We start from the raw sequence: 15,257 nt of genomic DNA on the forward strand, positions 1-15,257 counted from the left end.
GGGTGAGGGCGGAGGCGGGGTGCGGGTCGGCGGATCGGTGCTGGGGCGGGACCGGGGTTGAGGTCAGTACCAGCGGGGTGCGTCCGCAGCGGCGGTGTCCACGATCACCGTCCTGAGCTCCGTGTAGGCCTCGTGGCCCACCCGGCCGAGCTCCCGGCCCACCCCTGACAGGCCGACGCCGCCGATCGGGGCGTCCAGCGCCAGCGCCCCGTAGGAGTTGATCCAGAAGTAGCCGGACCGCACGGCTCTGGCGGTGGTCAGCGCCCGGTCCAGGTCGCGGGTCCAGCAGCCGCCCACCAGCCCGAACGGCGAGTCGTTGGCCAGCTCGACCGCCTGCCGCGCGCCGCTGAAGCGCTGCACGGTCAGCACCGGCCCGAAGACCTCGTCGTAGACGATGTCGGGCACGCGCGGCAGCCCGGCGGGGATCTCCAGCACGGTCGGCGCGACGAAGGCGCCGCCGGGGTGGACGCCGGGCGGCGCGTCACCGCCGGTCAGGATCCGGGCCCCCTGGCCCACCGCCTTGTCGATCATCGCCCGCACCCTGGCGGCCTCCTCGGCCGAGATGAGCGCGCCGAGCTGGGTTTCGGCCGCGAACGGGTCGCCGACCCTGATCGAGCGCGCCACCTCGACGACCCGCGCCGTGAACGCGTCGGCGACCGGCTCCTCGACCAGCAGCCGCGAGCCGGAGAAACAGCGCTGCCCGGCGTTGCGGAAGACGCCGCCGACGGCGGCGTGCAGGGCGGCATCGAGGTCCGCGTCGGCGTAGACGATGTTCGCCGACTTGCCGCCCAGCTCCAGCAGCACGCGCTTCATCCCGTACGCCGCCGAGCCCATCACCTGCCGGCCGACCGCCGTGCTACCGGTGAACGACACCATGCTCACCCCGGGATGCTCGACCAGCCGGCGGCCGACCTCGCCCGCGCCCTGCACCACCTGGACCAGCCCGGCGGGCAGCCCGGCGGCCGTGAGGAGCTCGGCGAACACGGGCGCCGCCAGCGGGCTCAGCTCGGGCGCCTTGATCACGATCGCGTTGCCGGCGGCCAGCGCCGGCCCCGCCTTCTGCGCCGCGAACATGAACGTGGTGTTGAACGGGATGACCGCCGCCACCACCCCCACCGGCTCGCGGAAGGTCATCCGCAGGGTGGACCCGTCGGCCGGCAGCGTGACGCCTTCGAGTGTGGCCGCCCATCCGGCCGCGGCGCGCAGGTGCGCCGCCGCGACGAAGACGTCCCCGCACGCCTCGGCGAGCGTCTTGCCGTTGTCCAGCGCGACGAGGTGGACCAGCCGCCCAGCCCGCGCCTCGATGAGGTCGGCCGCCGCGCGCAGGATCCGCGCCCGCTCGTGCGGTGAGGTGCGCGCCCAGTCCGGCTGGGCCGCGACGGCGCCGGCCACGGCCTCGTCCACGAAGGCGTCCGTGGCGGCCTCGACCGTCGCGAGCACCGAGCCGTCACCGGGGTGACAGGTCGTGAACTCGGGCCCGCCGCCACCGCGCAGGGCTCCGGCGAGGAAGCCGTGCGCCGGCGGGAGGTCGGCGACGGCGATGTGTTCGGACAGGTCCGGGCTCATGGAGCGACCTCCTTGGCAGTGCCTGCGCGAAAGGGCCGGCACTCTTTACCTCGCCTACGCGCCAACGCTACCATCAGTATTCACATATAGGACTCATCGTCCGATAAATGGAACTCCTAACGTCAGGAGACCTCGTGGAATTCACGAACCTCGGCCGCAGCGGCCTGACGGTCAGCCGGCTTGTCCTCGGCACGGACAACTTCGGCACGCAGACGACCGAGGAGGACGCGTTCGCGATCATGGATCGTGCCCACGAGCTGGGCATCAACCTGATCGACACGTCCGACGTGTACGGCTGGCAGTTCGGCGAGGGCCTGACCGAGCAGATCATCGGCCGCTGGCTGGCCACCGGCGGGGGGCGCCGCGAGCGCACCGTGCTGGCCACCAAGCTCTACGGCCGCATGTCCACGTGGCCGAACGACGCGGGCCTGTCCGCGCTGCACATCCGGCGCGCCTGCGAGGCGTCACTGCGGCGGCTGAAGACGGACCACATCGACCTCTACCAGATGCACCACATCGACAGATCGACCCCCTGGGAGGAGATCTGGGAGGCGATGGACGTGCTCAAGACCCAGGGCAAGATCGTCTACGTGGGCTCGTCCAACCATCCCGGCTGGCACATCGCCGGCGGGCAGGAGAGGGCCGCCCGGCGCGGCCACACCGGCCTGGTCAGCGAGCAGACCATCTACAACCTGCTCGAACGCACCGCCGAGCTGGAGGTCCTGCCCGCCTGCGCGCACTACGGCGTCGGCTTCATGCCGTGGTCGCCGCTCGACGCGGGCCTGCTCGGCGGCATCCTGCGCAAGGAGCGGGAGAACGCGATGGGCGCGCCGCTGCCCGGCGCGAAGGTGGCCACGCACCGCGGCAAGCGGCTGATCAAGCTGGACCGGCACCGCGCCCAGATCCAGGAGTACGAGGACCTGTGCGACGAACTGGGCCACAACCCGGCGGACGTCGCCATGGCCTGGCTGCTGAGCCGGCCCGGCGTGACCGCGCCGATCATCGGACCGCGCACGCTGGCGCAGCTCGACGCCGCCACCCGCGCCTTCGAGGTGAGCCTGGACGACAAGACGCTGGAACGGCTGGACGCCGTCTTCCCCGGCCCGGGACCGGCGCCGGAGGCCTACGCCTGGTAGGCCGCCTGGTGGGAGGAGCCCCTGATCGCCGGTCACAGCCGCCGATCAGGGGCACAGCTCTCTCCGGAGCTCAGCGGAACGTCTGCTGGAGCCCCAGCAGCCGCCGGGCGCCCAGCTTGTCCAGATAGCCCAGGTGGTCGTCCACCGAGTACACGTACTTCTCCAGGTACTCCTTGGTCCGGTCCTGGGCCGCGAGGTCCCGGTACTCCACGAGCTGCTCCCGGTCGTAGCCGTAGTGTCCCGGCGAGGACAGCGGGTGCGAGCCGTAGGGCGCGTGGGCGACGCTCTCGACGATCGCGCCGGGGATGGACACCAGGCGAGGATCGGGGGCCGGGGCGTACTCGTCCAGGATCTCGTCCGAGCTGATGACGACGTGGTCGCTCGCCTTGGCCATCACGTCCTCGAAGCGCCGCTGGCCGAAGATCTGCGCGTTGCCCTTGCGATCGGTGACCTGGGCGTGGAACAGGCCGTAGTCGGCGCGCAGGGCGGGGATCGTGGTCACGGTGTTCCCGGTGTACGGGTCGGTCGTGGTCCTGATGCCGTCGTTGACCTTGGGCAGGTCGGTGCCCTCGTAGAGCGCGGGCAGCGGCAGGAACGGCAGTCTGCTGGCCCCCGCGCGGAAGCCGTACACGATCCACGCCTCGTCCGCCTCGACGATCTCGATGGCCTTGCTCTCGGCGGCCCGCCGGTAGTTCGGCGCCATGCCGAGGAACTCCAGCCCCACGTACGACACGTGCAGCCGCCGCACGCAGCCGGCCGCGATGAGCATGTCCACCGGCGGGCCGGCGCTCGGTGTCGGGATCAGCTCCAGGTCCTTCACCCCGCGCCGGATCAGCGCGTTGACCAGCGCCATCGGGCCGTTGTGCGAGTGCACGCCGCCCAGCGCGATCGTGGCTCCGTCCGGGATGCCGGCGACCGCCTCCTCCGGGGTCGTCACCTTGCTCGCGCTCATCGCCTGAGTCCCTCACCCTCGCTGGTCGTCGCCTCACCGAGCGGGCGCGTACCGGTGACGCGCTTGAGCTCGGCCCTTCTGATCTTGCCGCCCTCGTCGACCGGCAGCCCGGTCACGAACTCCACCTCGCGCGGCCGCTTGTACCCGGCCAGCCGCTCGGCGCAGTAGTCGAGGACCTGCCGCTCGGTCAGGTCCGCGCCGGGCACCCGCTGCACCAGTGCCTTCACCGACTCCCCGAACCGCTCGTGCGGGACGCCGATCACGGCCGCGCGCTCGACGCCCGGGCAGGCCTGCAGCACCGCCTCGACCTCGCCGGCGTACACGTTCTGCGCGCCCGAGCGGATGACGCCCTGCGCCCGGTCGGCGAGGTAGATGTAGCCGCGCTCGTCGCGCCAGGCCATGTCGCCGAGCCGGAGCCAGCCGTCCTTGAGCACGGCGCGGGTCGCCTCGGGCTGGCTCCAGTAGCCGGAGAACACGCTGGCCGCCCGGATCCGCATCTCGCCGGTCTCCCTGACGGCCACCTCCTTGTCCTCCGCGTCGAAGATCTTGACGTCGGCGAACGCGGCAGGACGGCCGACCGGGACGATCGAGGCGGTCTCGGTCCGCAGGAAGTTGCGGTGGTCGTCGGGGGTGAGCAGCGCGACGAAGCCGCCCGCCTCCGTCGCGCCGAACGCGTGGTAGAACTCCAGGTCCAGCGCCTCGGCCAGGGAGCGGATCAGGCTCCACGACACCGACGCGCCGCCGTAGCCCACCAGCTTGAGCGGGCTCGCGCGGGTCAGGTCGAGCTCGGGCAGCGCCCGGACGAGGTCGACCAGCATCGTGGGCACCAGGAACGCGTGCTCGACCCCGTACTTGCCGACGTCGTCCACGAAGCCGGCCGCGTCGAACCGCCGGCGCAGCAGCAGCGGGACTCCCAGGTAGGCGGTGGTCGTCACGAACGACGCGCCGACCCCCAGGGTCAGCGGCACCGAGATCCAGGTGGGGCCGCCGCGCGGGACGTTCACCTCGCACAGGTAGTTGGCCGTGCTGGCGACCTGCTGGTCGTGCGTGGCCATGCAGCCCTTGGACGCGCCGGTGGTGCCGCTGGTGTAGCGCAGCGAGCGCAGCTCGTCGCCGGTGCCGGTCTCCGGCACCTCGTCAGGGGCGCCCGAGGCGACCAGGTCGGTGAACGACTCGCCGTCCAGGCCGACGGTGTAGACGCCGCGGACGCCGGGCACCGTGCTCGCCGCCTCGACCGCGGCCGGTGTGTCGCAGACGATCAGGGAGGCGCCCGAGTGGGTGAGGATCCTGGCGATCTCGGGCGCGGTCAGCCGGGTGTTGATCCCGACGGTGACCAGGTTGGCCTTCCACGCGCCGTGGAAGGCCGTCACGATGTGGTGGCAGTTGGACAGCACCAGCGCGATCCGCTCCTGGGCGCGGTAGCCCAGGCCGATCAGCGCGTTGGCCAGGCGGTTGGACTCGACGTCCAGCTCGGCCCAGGACAACTGGGTCTGCTCACAGATGACGGCGGTCATCGGGCCGCGGCGCACCGCGTTCTGCCGCAGCAGTCTCTCGATTCGCATGAGGGTTCCGTTCGTCAGCGGCCGAGTGCCCGCTCGACCAGGTCGGCGACCAGGCCGGGGCGTTCGATGTGGACGTTGTGCCCCGCGCCGGGCAGCACGGTGACCGGGTGGCCGAGGACCGCGGCCATGTCATCCGGGTCGATGCCGGGGTCCTGGTCGCCGCAGGCCAGCTCGGCCGGGCAGGTCACCCGGCTCATGCGGGCGGCCAGCTCGGGGCCGGTGGCGGGGGCGGCCCGGGTGATGCCGGGGTCCGCCGACAGCCGGTGGCCGCCGTCCTGGCGGGTGATCCCGCTGTTACGGTCCTCGTCGGTGAACGCGGGCCCGCGCACTCCCGACACCCGGCCGAACAGCTCGCGTGCCTGCTCCTCGTCGCCGAAGATCCGGGGCGGCTTGGCGGCCAGTGCGGAGCGCCGGGACAGCTCCTCCTCCGTCCAGGCCACCTTCATCGCGACCACGGTCAGGGACGCGACGGTGAGGCCGCGGGTGCCGTCCGCGAGGGTCATCCCGACGAGTCCGCCGAGCGAGTGCCCGACGACGGTCAGCGGGGAGCCGTCCGGCAGCAGGCCGGTGAGCGCCTTGGCCACAGGGTCGGCGTAACCGTCGGGGGAGTAGTCCTGGCGGTGGGCCGAGCGGCCGTGCCCCGGCAGGTCGGCCACCAGCCACCGGCACGGGATGCGGCGCTCGCGCAGCTCGTTCAGCACCGGCCTCCAGACGGCTCCCGAGGCGCCCGAACCGTGCAGGAACAGCACCGCGGGCCCGTCGCCGCCGGCTTCGAGGTGCACCTCGCCCATCACGCCTCGCCTCCGCCCGCGCCCTTGAGGGGCGCGTCGTCGGGGATCGGGTCCTTGAGGAAGTCCAGCACCGCGTCCAGGAACGCGCCGGCCCGCTCGATCTGCGGGTAGTGGCCGCTGTCCTCGATGGTCACCGTGCGGGAGCCGGGGATCTGCGCGGCCAGCTCCTGCCACGTCTTCGGGGGCACCAGCCGGTCGTGCTGCCCCCGGACGAGGAGGGTGGGCACGGCGACGCCGCCGTAGTCGCGGGCGGGCGGGCGGACGTGCGAGCGCCGCTCGCCGCCGTCCCGCCCGGGAGCGCGCAGGCTCGCCGCCGCGGCGGTCTCCCACGCGCCGGGGACCATGCAGGACTCATGGCGGCGGCGCAGATAGTCCTCGCTGTCCCGCCAGCGCGGGTCGTGGAAGAGCACGTCCATGGAGGGCCGCAGGCCGTCGAGGGTGCCGTCGAACCGCTCCAGCGTCAGGCGGGCCGCCTCCACGGGAGCGGCCAGACCGGTGCCGACCACGGCCATCGCCCGGATCGGCCACTCCGCCGATGGCCGGTTGGCGAGGTCGAGCAGCATCCGCCCGCTGAGCGACGTGCCGATGAAGACCGCCTGCTCGACGCGGAGCGTGCGCAGCACCGCGGCGATCTGCCGCCGCATGAGCCGCCGCTGGCCGCCGCCGAAGTCGCGCAGCTTGTCGCTGAGGCCGAAACCGACGAAGTCGATCGCCAGCACCCGGTGCCGCTCGGCCAGCGCCTCGATGCAGTTCTCCCAGGCGAGCAGGGCCGAGGCGCCGTACTCGCCGCCGTGCAGGAGGACCAGCGGCGGCCCGTCCCCGGCCTCCAGGTAGTGGGTGGTGACGCCGTCGGCGAGGACGTACCGATCGGCCCACCCGCGAGGGGAGCCCACGCTCAGGCCGCGGACGGGTAGCGGCGCAGCACGCCCTCGCGGTCGACCTGCGTTCTGAGCAGGTCGAGCTCGTGCTCGTCCGGCGCCTCGACGATCTGCAGGTCGTCGGCGATCAGCAGCTCGAAACCGGTCGCCGCCTGGATCTTCGCCACGCTCGTCCACGGATGGACCTTGATCAGCCGCATCCGCTTGCTCTCCGGCTCGAAGTCGAAGACGCCCAGCGGGGTGAACACCCGGCGCGGCCCGTCGGACTCCGGGCGGAAGACCTTGCTGCGGGCGTCGCCGCCGTCGAGCCAGCCGGCGCCGCTGATGAAGTCGACCTTGTCGACGAAGATCTTCGGCGAGTGGTGCTCGGTGTAGATGTAGCTGGTCTTGAAGCCGCCGAGGAAGATCAGGCCGATCGTGCCCGGCCCGCGGACCTTCGGCTTGTCCCAGTCGCCGATCATGGCCATGTTCAGGTTGCCGTGCTTGTCTATCTGCATGCCGCCGAGGAACGCGAAGTCGAAGCGCATCGCGGTCTCGAAGTCCACCACGTCGTCGAGGCTGAAGTGATACTCACTGGTCACCAGGTTGCGGTAGTCGGCCGACGACTCGGTCAGCCGCTGGATCTTGGGGTTCATCGCGCCGCTGCCGCCGCAGAAGAAGGACAGGTTGGGCGCGTGGGTGAGCTGCGCGAGGCGCAGCGCGGCGGCGGGGATGTGCGACGCGGCGCCCACGGAGCCGAAGTCGCCGTCCTGCATCTCGTGCGAGATGGAGATCGCCATCATCTCGGCCCAGGTGTAGCTCGGCTCCGGCACGTGGCCCCCTCTTACTTCTTGTCAGACCATCGATTCGCAATTATCGTACAGTAAGTCCGTAATTTGTAACAATGCTCTCGCAGCGGGGTCCATGTCAAGGGTCGCCGCACCCGTGGCCGCGCAGGAGGAACAACCATGACCCGACCCGCCATCGAGCGTGTCCTGCACGGCCTGGTGGACCTGCACTGCCACTCCGGGCCCAACCCGCTGCCGCGCCGCTTCGACCATGTCGAGGCCGCCCGCGACGGCGAACGCCTGGGGATGCGGGCCTTCCTCGCCAAGTCCCACCACCACAACACCGTGATGGACCTGCTCGCGATGGCCGACCGGCTGGCCGGTGTGAGCACCGCCGTGTACGGCGGCATCGCGCTGAACGCCCAGGTCGGCGGCATCAACCCGTACGCGGTGGAGATGTCGCTGCGCATGGGCGGCCGGTGCGTGTGGTTCCCCACCATCTCCTCCAGCGCCCACATCGACCATCACAACGCGGGCGGCGGCTTCCCCAAACCCACCGTCCCGCTGACCATGACCCAGGTGGACGTCCGCGGCCCCGACGGCGCGCTGATCCCCGAGGTCGGCCGGGTCATCGAGATCATCGCCGAGACCGGGGCGCTGCTGTCGGCCGGGCACATGGCCCCCGACGACATCCGGGAGGTGTTCACCGCCGCGCGCGAGGCGGGCGTGCGGCGCATGGTGGTCGGCCACCCGAACTTCGTGATCGGCTCCGATCCCGCCCAGTGCCGCGAGTTCGTCGAGCTCGGCGCCTACATCGAGCACGAGACCAGCATGTACGACCCCGAGGTCGCCCAGAAGAAGTGGGGCCCCGAGGTGCTGATGGACTGGATCGAGCAGGTGGGCCCCGAGCACACCGTCCTCGCCTCCGACCTCGGGCAGGCCGGCCGCCCGTTCCCCGTCGACTCCTTCATCAGGGTCGGGTCCGCGCTGCTCGACCTCGGACTCCCCGAGAAGGACCTGCAACAGATCGTCCGCGTCAACCCCTCGTACCTGCTCGGCCTGGACGACTGACCGTTCGCCCAGGACCGGCCAACAGAAGGACGCATCGCATGTACAGCCCCAGCGACCCCCGCTCCGCGCTCAACACCGCCACCACGACCACGATCGACCCGAACGCCCCCGTGGCGGCCTTCGCCACCTACGAGTTCCTCACGCTGCCGCCCGGCGAGGAGAGCGAGCTGGGCAGCAGAACCTGGTACGTCCGCGGCCAGAACTTCGTGCTCGCCTTCAGCCGCCTGGCCGCCGGGGACACCCTCCGGCGCGGCCCGGCCGAGCAGCGCCACGAGTACGTGATCGTCCTGCCCCACGACGGCGCCACGGTCGAGGTGACGGCCGGCGCCGACAGTCAGAAGGTGAGCGGGGCGGGCGTGGTCATCGTGCCGCCCGGCGACAGCGCCGTCACCGCTCACACCGACGCCGAGGTGGTCAGGCTGTTCGACGTGCGGACCGCCGACGTGCTGCCGCGCTGTGTCAACGCGGACGACTACGCCGCGCCGCACCCGCGCGTCGCGCTGCTGGAGCCGTGGCCCGAGCCGCCCGCCGGGTACCGCCTGCGGGTCTACCGCAACGCCGATCATCCCCTGGACCCGGGCCGGTTCGGCCGGATCTTCCGGTCCAGCGCCTTCATGGTCAACTTCGGCGACCCCAGGAACGGGCCGCGTAACCCCGACCGGCTCTCGCCGCACCACCACGACGACTTCGAGCAGTGCTCGCTGACCGTCGCCGGCGACTACGTCCATCACGTCCGCACGCCCTGGACCTCCAAGCTGTCGCAGTGGCGCGACGACGACCACGTGAGCGTCGGCAGCCCCGCCGTCGCGATCATCCCGCCGCCCACCGTGCACACCAGCCAGGCCCTCGGCGAGGGCGCCCACCTGCTCATCGACATCTTCAGCCCGCCGCGCGCGGACTTCTCCGCCAAGCAGGGATGGGTGCTCAACGCCGACGAGTACCCCGCCCCCGAGCACGTCACGGTCAGCTGAGCATGGGTTTCTTCGACACCGCCACGGCGCGCACGCCGCGTCTCGGCACCTGGATCAAGCTGGCGACCGTCGAGAGCGTCGACATCATGGCCAGCGCCGGGTTCGACTTCGTGGTCATCGACCTGGAGCACTCGCCGCTCGACCTGTCCATGACGGCGCGGATGATCAGCGCGGCCTCGGCGTACGGCGTCGACCCGCTGGTCCGCGTGCCCGATCACCAGGGCTCGACGATCGGGCGGATCCTGGACGCCGGAGCCAGGGGCATCCTGGTGCCCCGCGTGGACTCGGCCGCCGACGCCGAACGCGTCGTCGCGGCCACCCGCTTCCCGCCCCTCGGCCAGCGGGGGGCGGGCGGCACCAGCCGGGCGGGCCGGTGGGGGCTGACCCCGCGCGCCGAGTACGTCAGGACCGGCAACGAGGACGTCGTCTGCATCCCGCAACTGGAGAGCCCGGCCGCCATCGACGCCGCCGCCGACATCCTGGCCGTGGCCGGGGTGGACGCGGTCTTCCTCGGGGCCGGCGACCTGTCACTCGCGCTGGGCGTCGGCATGAACGACCCCATGGTGCGGAGCTCGCTCGACCGGGCCCGTACGGCCGCCGCCGCGGCGGGCAAACCCTGCGGCGCGGCCTGCGTGGACGCGGCGTCGGCTCATCGGGCCGCGGCTCACGGGCATCAGTTCCTGATCATGGGCAACGACGCGACCATGCTCGCCCGTACGGCCCACACGATGACGGAGGCGTTCAGGAAGCAGGAGACGGCGTGATCGTCGGCACCTGGCGGCTGGCGGACTACTACATGGAGGGGGCGCCCGGCGAGGGCGCCCGCCCGCTCGGGGACACCCCGCTCGGCCTGCTCATCTACGGCCCCGACGGCTACATGTCGGTCCAGTACATGGCGGGGGACCGCCCGCCCCTGTCGTCGGAGAACTGGCGCTGGACCACCGACGAGGAGAAGCTCGCCGCCGTCCGGACCTTCGGCGGGTACGCGGGACGCTACACCTGGCTCGGCGACCGCATCGTGCACCAGGTGGAGGCCGGCATCTACCCCAACTGGATCGGCACCGAGCTGGTCCGCCTGGCCGTCGTGGCGGGCGACCGGCTGACCCTGCGCGCCGACCGGACGGACGGCCAGCCGCCCACCCCCGTCCTGCTCTGGGAGCGCATCCGATGATCGACTCACACGCGCATCTGGTGACCGACGACCCGGCCTACCCCTACGACCCGCCCGGCGGCACGGTCAGCGACGCCGTCCGCCACGACCCGATGACCGCGGAGCGGCTGCTGGCCGCGCTCGACGCCGACGGGCTGTCGGCCGCCGTCGCGGTCCAGCGCGCGCACGTGTACGGCTACGACAACAGCTACGTCGTGGACGCGGCGGCCCGCCACCCCGACCGGCTGCGCGCCATGTGCGTCATCGACGCGCAGGCACCTGACGCCGCCAAGACCGTGCGGCGCTGGGCCGAGCGCGGCGCCGTGGCCATGCGCCTGACCTCGCCCGGCGGCAACCAGCACGGCGGCACGCCGGGCCCGGGCTGGTTCGCCGGGCCAGCGGCGCTGGAGGTGTGGCGGCAGGTGAGCGAGCTGGGCCTGTCGATGTGCCTGCACCTCTACCGCTGGAACCGCGACGAGAGCCTGCGCGCCCTGCCCGCCGTCGCCCGCGCGTTCCCCGGTACGCCGGTCGTGCTCGATCACGTCGCCAGCGTCGAGGCCGGCCGCGCCGAGCCCTTCCCCGGCGCGGCCGGGCTGCTCGCGCTGGCCGACCTGCCGCAGGTGCACGTCAAGGTGACCACGCTCAACTTCGCCCGGATCAGCGCCGCCGGCGTCGCGCCGTCGGTGGTGGTGGAGTGGCTCGTGTCCCGGTTCGGCGCCGAGCGGGTGTTGTGGGGGTCCGACGTCACACAGACCGCCGGCACGTACGCGGACATGGCGCGGATCGCCCGGGAGTCGGTCGCCGGGCTGCCCGCGCGGGACGCCGCCCTGGTTCTCGGCGGGACGGCGGCCGCACTCTACGGCTTCCCGTCACTCCCGCAGACTGGCGAACCCGGCCCGCAGACTGGCGAACCCGGCCCGCAGGCCGGTGAGAGCGGCCCGGAGGTCGACGAGGCCGGCCCGAAGGCCGGTGAGGGCGGCGCGGAGGCCGGTGGACATGCCGGATGACGGCGCGCCGCTGGTGGACGCGCACGTTCACCTGTTCACCAGCGCGCTGCCGCTCGCGGCACGCGCCTGGACCCGCCCCGACGTGGACCTGCCCGTGGAGAAGTTCCTGACGACGATGGACGAGCACGGCGTCGGGCGCGCCGTGATCTCGGCGATGAGCCTGCTCGGCGACCTGAACGACTACACGATCGGCGCCCTGCGCGAGCACGACCGGCTGCGCGGCACCGTCATCGTCGAGCCCGGCGTGGACCGGTACGCCCTCGAACGCATGCGCTCCGACGGCGTGCGCGGCATCCGGTTCCAGTGGCGTCGCCTCGCGGAGCTGCCCGACCTCGGCGACCCGGCCTACCGCAGGCTGCTGTTCCGGGTCGCGGACCTCGGCTGGCACGTCGAGCTGAACATCGAGGGCGAACGGCTGCCGCCGGTGCTCGACCGGCTCGTCCGCTCCGGGGTGAAGGTCGTCGTGGACCACTTCGGCGACCCCGACCGCCGCGCCGGGTACGCGGGGGAGCCGGGGGCGGCGCTGCTGCGTGCCCTGGAGACCGGCCGGGTGTGGGTGAAGCTGTCGGCGGGCTACCGCTTCGGCGTCGGCACGGACACGCTGGCCGGGTACGCGGCGACACTGCTCGCCGCCGCCGGGCCCGAGCACGTGTTCTGGGGCAGCGACGCGCCGTTCGTCGGCGCGCGGCAGCCGGTCACCTACCGCGACGCCGTGGAGTCGTTCGCCCGGATCGTCCCGGACCCGGCCCTGCGCCGGCGCATCTCACAAGCGGCGAACGAGTTCTACTTCGCCTGATCCCATGCTTGGGGCCCACCCCGCTCCGGGGTGGGCCTTCAGCGTGCGGTCACCGTCCGGGCGGCGTGTGGCTCTGCAGGTGCTCCGCGAACCCGGCGAAGTCCTCCGCCAGCTGGTCCGCGCTCCACCCGCCGTCCCGATGCGTCACGAACGCCTCCTTCGGATGCGCCCAGATCGCGAACTTGTCGCCCCCGAAGCCGATGTACTGCCCGGTGACCCCGGCCGCCTCGTCCGAGGACAGGTAGACCACCAGGGGCGCCACGTCCTCCACCGTGCCGATCCCGCGCCGCCGCAGGTCGGCCGGGACGGGGCCGCCGGCCTCGACCGCGGCCACGGCCTCGGTCAGCGACGGGATGGTCGCGGCCATCCTGGTCAGGGCGGTGGGCACGATCGCGTTCACGGTCACGCCCAGCTTCGTCGTCTCGACCGACCACACCCGGACCATCGCGATGATGGCCGCCTTGGACGCGGCGTACGCGGTCTGCCCGAAGCCGCCGTACTGGCCGGCCGGCGAGCCGACCAGGATCAGCCGGCCGCCGCCGCCCTGCTCACGGAAGCGGCGCACCGCAGCCCGGCCGCAGGTGAACGTGCCGCGCACGTGGCTGTCCACGACGAGGTCGAACTCCTCGTCCGTGACCTTGACCAGCGTCCGGTCGCGCAGCGCGCCGGCGTTGGTGCACATCACGTCCAGCCGGCCGAACTCGGAGACGGCCCGTCCCACCAGCGCGTCGGCCGATTCGGCCGTGCCGACCGCGCACACCTCGGCCACGGCCCGCCCGCCCGCGCCCCTGATCTCCTCGGCGGTCTTCTCGGCGACGTCCGCGTCGAGGTCGTTGACCACCACGGCGGCGCCCGCCGCGGCCAAGGCCAGCGCGTACGCGTGCCCGAGCCCTCGTCCTGATCCGGTGACGATCGCCACCTTGCCGTCCAGCCGCACTGGTTTCCTCTCCGTCATCTACTCAGGTCCCTCACGTGCTGATCTTGATCGAGGCGAAGTCGTAGTCGCCCATCACCGGCGGCTCCATCCCGGTCACGCCTTTGCGGAAGGCCGCCACGTACGTCACGCCGCAGACCGGGATCACCGGCGGCCCCGCCTCGAACACCTTGGTGATGATCTCCCGTATGGGCGTGGCCCGCTCCTCGTTCACGTCACTGACCCGCGCCTTGGCCAGCAGCTCGGGAATGCCCGGCAGGCTGTAGCCGCCGGGGTTGTACGCGCCGCCCTTGGTGTAGAAGTCCTTGACGAACTGGGTCGGGTCGGGCCGTCCCGCCTGCAGCAGCGCCACCGTGGCGGAGAAGTTGCCGGTCCTGCGGGCGGTGATCATCTGCTGGAACTCGAGGACCTTGATCTTGACCCTGATCCCCACCTTCTGCAGCTGTGCCTGCAGCGCCTGGGCCAGCGTCTGGTACTGGGTGTTGGGCCCGACCTCGACCTGCAGGTCCAGGCCGTTCGGCAGCCCGGCCTCGGCCAGGAGCTGTTTGGCCTTCTCCGGGTCGTAGTAGGGCTTGACGTCGTTCAGCTCGGGCACGTTCGCCCAGAAGCCGTTCTGGAACGGCTGCACCGCCGGCGCGCAGGCGCCCGCGTACAGGCTCTTGCTGATCGACTCGCGGTCGATCGCGTACAGGATCGCCTGCCTGACCTTGGGGTCGGCCAGCTCCTTGATCTTCGTGTTCAGCAGGATCGCGTTGGACTGGGTGTTGGGCGCCTGGATGACCGTCATGCCGGCCGCCTGCGACTCCTTGATCTGCCCTGGGGTGATCGAGGTGCCGTCGGCCTGTCCCGACTTCACGGCCCGCAGGCGGGTCGCCTCGTCGGAGTAGACCGCCATCTCCAGGCCGCCGATGCCGGTCTTGGCGGCGTCCCGGTAGCCGTCGAACTTCTTGAAGGTGACCTTGTCCTGAGCGAACGAGGCGAGCTGGAACGGCCCGGTGCCGACCGGCTTGGTGCCGAGGTCAGGGTCGTCCAGGGCGCCGGGCGCGACCACGATGCCGGGTTCACCGGCCAGCACGTTGATCATGTAGCCGGCGGGCTCGGTGAAGGTCAGCTTCACCTCGGTCGGGCTGACCACATCGACCTTGTCCAGCGTGGCCAGCGTCGTCACCAGCGCGCCGCTCTTCTTGTACGCCTCCAGCGACGCCTTGACCGCGTCGGCGTTGAACTCCTCGCCGTTGTGGAACTTCACCCCCTCCCGCAGCTTGAAGGTGATGACCTTGTTGCCGTCCGAGAGCTTCCACTCGGTGGCCAGGCCCGGCTTGATCTCACCGGCGGCGCTCCTGGCGACCAGGCTCTCGTAGACCACGTCGAGGAAGACCGGGTCCAGCGGCGCCGCCTTGCGCGGGTCGAAGGAGGTCGGCATTCCCGGCACGGCCCATTTCAGGATGGCCGAAGCGTCGGGGGTGCCGGCTCCGCCGCCCTGCTGCGGGGCGGACGTCCCTCCGCCACACCCGGCGAGGGCGAGGCCGGTGGCGAGGCCGGTGGCGAGGATCGCGCCGGCCGATCTGAGTGCTGCTCGTTTCACGGCTTAGCCTCCATGTTTCAGAAGCGAGCTGATGTCGTTGGTGACCTGGCTTCAGCCGTGCCGCTGAACTGTGCCCCGTCAGGTCCTGGTG

15 protein-coding genes are annotated in these 15,257 nt (G+C 72.0%); 7 read left to right on the forward strand and 8 right to left on the reverse strand.

What is annotated here, in order from left to right; all coding sequences use genetic code 11:
• Positions 1–63: 63 nt before the first annotated feature.
• The gene (locus tag OIE67_RS15765) at positions 64–1,566 is read right to left on the reverse strand and encodes an aldehyde dehydrogenase family protein (RefSeq protein WP_326640933.1); all 1,503 of its coding nucleotides are present in this window, start codon (positions 1,564–1,566) and stop codon (positions 64–66) included.
• A 134-nt stretch (positions 1,567–1,700) separates the two neighbouring features.
• Here OIE67_RS15765 and OIE67_RS15770 point away from each other — a divergent pair, with 134 nt between their 5' ends.
• Positions 1,701–2,702 carry an aldo/keto reductase gene (locus OIE67_RS15770; protein WP_326640935.1) on the forward strand — a complete coding sequence of 334 codons (1,002 nt, stop codon included), beginning with the start codon at positions 1,701–1,703 and terminating at the stop codon, positions 2,700–2,702.
• A 70-nt stretch (positions 2,703–2,772) separates the two neighbouring features.
• On the opposite strand, the gene OIE67_RS15775 is transcribed toward OIE67_RS15770, so the two are convergent.
• The 5 genes from OIE67_RS15775 to OIE67_RS15795 are packed head-to-tail and all read right to left on the reverse strand — an operon-like array spanning position 2,773 to position 7,697.
• Positions 2,773–3,654, reverse strand: a complete 882-nt coding sequence (locus tag OIE67_RS15775) for a CoA transferase subunit A (protein ID WP_106246977.1) — start codon at positions 3,652–3,654, stop codon at positions 2,773–2,775.
• Positions 3,651–5,216 (reverse strand): class I adenylate-forming enzyme family protein, encoded by a 1,566-nt coding sequence (locus tag OIE67_RS15780; RefSeq protein ID WP_326640939.1) that lies wholly within the window; start codon positions 5,214–5,216, stop codon positions 3,651–3,653. Before OIE67_RS15780 ends, OIE67_RS15775 begins: the two co-directional genes overlap by 4 nt.
• A 14-nt stretch (positions 5,217–5,230) precedes the next feature.
• A complete protein-coding gene (locus OIE67_RS15785; RefSeq protein WP_326640941.1) occupies positions 5,231–6,007 on the reverse strand; it encodes an alpha/beta fold hydrolase in 777 nt (258 codons plus the stop codon).
• Entirely contained in the window at positions 6,007–6,900 is an 894-nt protein-coding gene (locus OIE67_RS15790; protein ID WP_326640943.1) for an alpha/beta fold hydrolase, read from the reverse strand. Before OIE67_RS15790 ends, OIE67_RS15785 begins: the two co-directional genes overlap by 1 nt.
• 2 nt (positions 6,901–6,902) lie before the next feature.
• Positions 6,903–7,697: a CoA-transferase subunit beta gene (locus tag OIE67_RS15795; protein ID WP_326640945.1), complete on the reverse strand. Its 795-nt coding sequence runs from the start codon at positions 7,695–7,697 to the stop codon at positions 6,903–6,905.
• 135 nt (positions 7,698–7,832) lie between these two features.
• Here OIE67_RS15795 and OIE67_RS15800 point away from each other — a divergent pair, with 135 nt between their 5' ends.
• From OIE67_RS15800 to OIE67_RS15825, 6 genes are read left to right on the forward strand one after another with little or no spacing between them, the layout of a single operon-like run.
• Positions 7,833–8,723, forward strand: coding sequence for a DUF6282 family protein (locus OIE67_RS15800; RefSeq protein WP_326640947.1), 891 nt, complete (start codon positions 7,833–7,835; stop codon positions 8,721–8,723).
• 38 nt (positions 8,724–8,761) lie between these two features.
• On the forward strand, positions 8,762–9,694 hold the full coding sequence (locus tag OIE67_RS15805; protein WP_326640949.1) for a cupin domain-containing protein: 933 nt from the start codon (positions 8,762–8,764) through the stop codon (positions 9,692–9,694).
• 2 nt (positions 9,695–9,696) lie between these two features.
• Positions 9,697–10,458, forward strand: coding sequence for an HpcH/HpaI aldolase family protein (locus OIE67_RS15810; protein ID WP_326640950.1), 762 nt, complete (start codon positions 9,697–9,699; stop codon positions 10,456–10,458).
• The gene (locus tag OIE67_RS15815) at positions 10,455–10,865 is read left to right on the forward strand and encodes a lipocalin-like domain-containing protein (RefSeq protein WP_106246991.1); all 411 of its coding nucleotides are present in this window, start codon (positions 10,455–10,457) and stop codon (positions 10,863–10,865) included. Before OIE67_RS15810 ends, OIE67_RS15815 begins: the two co-directional genes overlap by 4 nt.
• Positions 10,862–11,851 carry an amidohydrolase family protein gene (locus OIE67_RS15820; RefSeq protein WP_326640953.1) on the forward strand — a complete coding sequence of 330 codons (990 nt, stop codon included), beginning with the start codon at positions 10,862–10,864 and terminating at the stop codon, positions 11,849–11,851. Before OIE67_RS15815 ends, OIE67_RS15820 begins: the two co-directional genes overlap by 4 nt.
• Complete coding sequence (locus tag OIE67_RS15825; RefSeq protein WP_326645363.1) at positions 11,841–12,647, forward strand: amidohydrolase family protein; 807 nt, start codon at positions 11,841–11,843, stop codon at positions 12,645–12,647. The genes OIE67_RS15820 and OIE67_RS15825 overlap by 11 nt, the downstream gene beginning before the upstream one ends.
• 49 nt (positions 12,648–12,696) lie before the next feature.
• Here the strand turns inward: OIE67_RS15825 and OIE67_RS15830 are convergent, their stop codons facing one another.
• Together OIE67_RS15830 and OIE67_RS15835 are read right to left on the reverse strand one after the other, a co-directional pair.
• Positions 12,697–13,602 carry an SDR family NAD(P)-dependent oxidoreductase gene (locus tag OIE67_RS15830; protein ID WP_326640955.1) on the reverse strand — a complete coding sequence of 302 codons (906 nt, stop codon included), beginning with the start codon at positions 13,600–13,602 and terminating at the stop codon, positions 12,697–12,699.
• Between the two features lie 13 nt (positions 13,603–13,615).
• Positions 13,616–15,166: an ABC transporter substrate-binding protein gene (locus OIE67_RS15835; RefSeq protein ID WP_326640957.1), complete on the reverse strand. Its 1,551-nt coding sequence runs from the start codon at positions 15,164–15,166 to the stop codon at positions 13,616–13,618.
• Positions 15,167–15,257: the final 91 nt, after the last annotated feature.

Origin of the sequence: Nonomuraea fuscirosea (assembly GCF_035917475.1) — a bacterium.
GTDB classification, from domain to species: domain Bacteria; phylum Actinomycetota; class Actinomycetes; order Streptosporangiales; family Streptosporangiaceae; genus Nonomuraea; species Nonomuraea fuscirosea.

Coding starts and splice junctions, on each gene's coding strand:
- OIE67_RS15810 (WP_326640950.1), top strand. CDS start 9,697: ATGGGTTTCTTCGACACCGCCACGGCGCGCACGCCGCGTCTCGGCACC.
- OIE67_RS15820 (WP_326640953.1), top strand. CDS start 10,862: ATGATCGACTCACACGCGCATCTGGTGACCGACGACCCGGCCTACCCC.
- OIE67_RS15765 (WP_326640933.1), bottom strand. CDS start 1,566: ATGAGCCCGGACCTGTCCGAACACATCGCCGTCGCCGACCTCCCGCCG.
- OIE67_RS15785 (WP_326640941.1), bottom strand. CDS start 6,007: ATGGGCGAGGTGCACCTCGAAGCCGGCGGCGACGGGCCCGCGGTGCTG.
- OIE67_RS15800 (WP_326640947.1), top strand. CDS start 7,833: ATGACCCGACCCGCCATCGAGCGTGTCCTGCACGGCCTGGTGGACCTG.
- OIE67_RS15805 (WP_326640949.1), top strand. CDS start 8,762: ATGTACAGCCCCAGCGACCCCCGCTCCGCGCTCAACACCGCCACCACG.
- OIE67_RS15775 (WP_106246977.1), bottom strand. CDS start 3,654: ATGAGCGCGAGCAAGGTGACGACCCCGGAGGAGGCGGTCGCCGGCATC.
- OIE67_RS15830 (WP_326640955.1), bottom strand. CDS start 13,602: ATGACGGAGAGGAAACCAGTGCGGCTGGACGGCAAGGTGGCGATCGTC.
- OIE67_RS15825 (WP_326645363.1), top strand. CDS start 11,841: ATGCCGGATGACGGCGCGCCGCTGGTGGACGCGCACGTTCACCTGTTC.
- OIE67_RS15780 (WP_326640939.1), bottom strand. CDS start 5,216: ATGCGAATCGAGAGACTGCTGCGGCAGAACGCGGTGCGCCGCGGCCCG.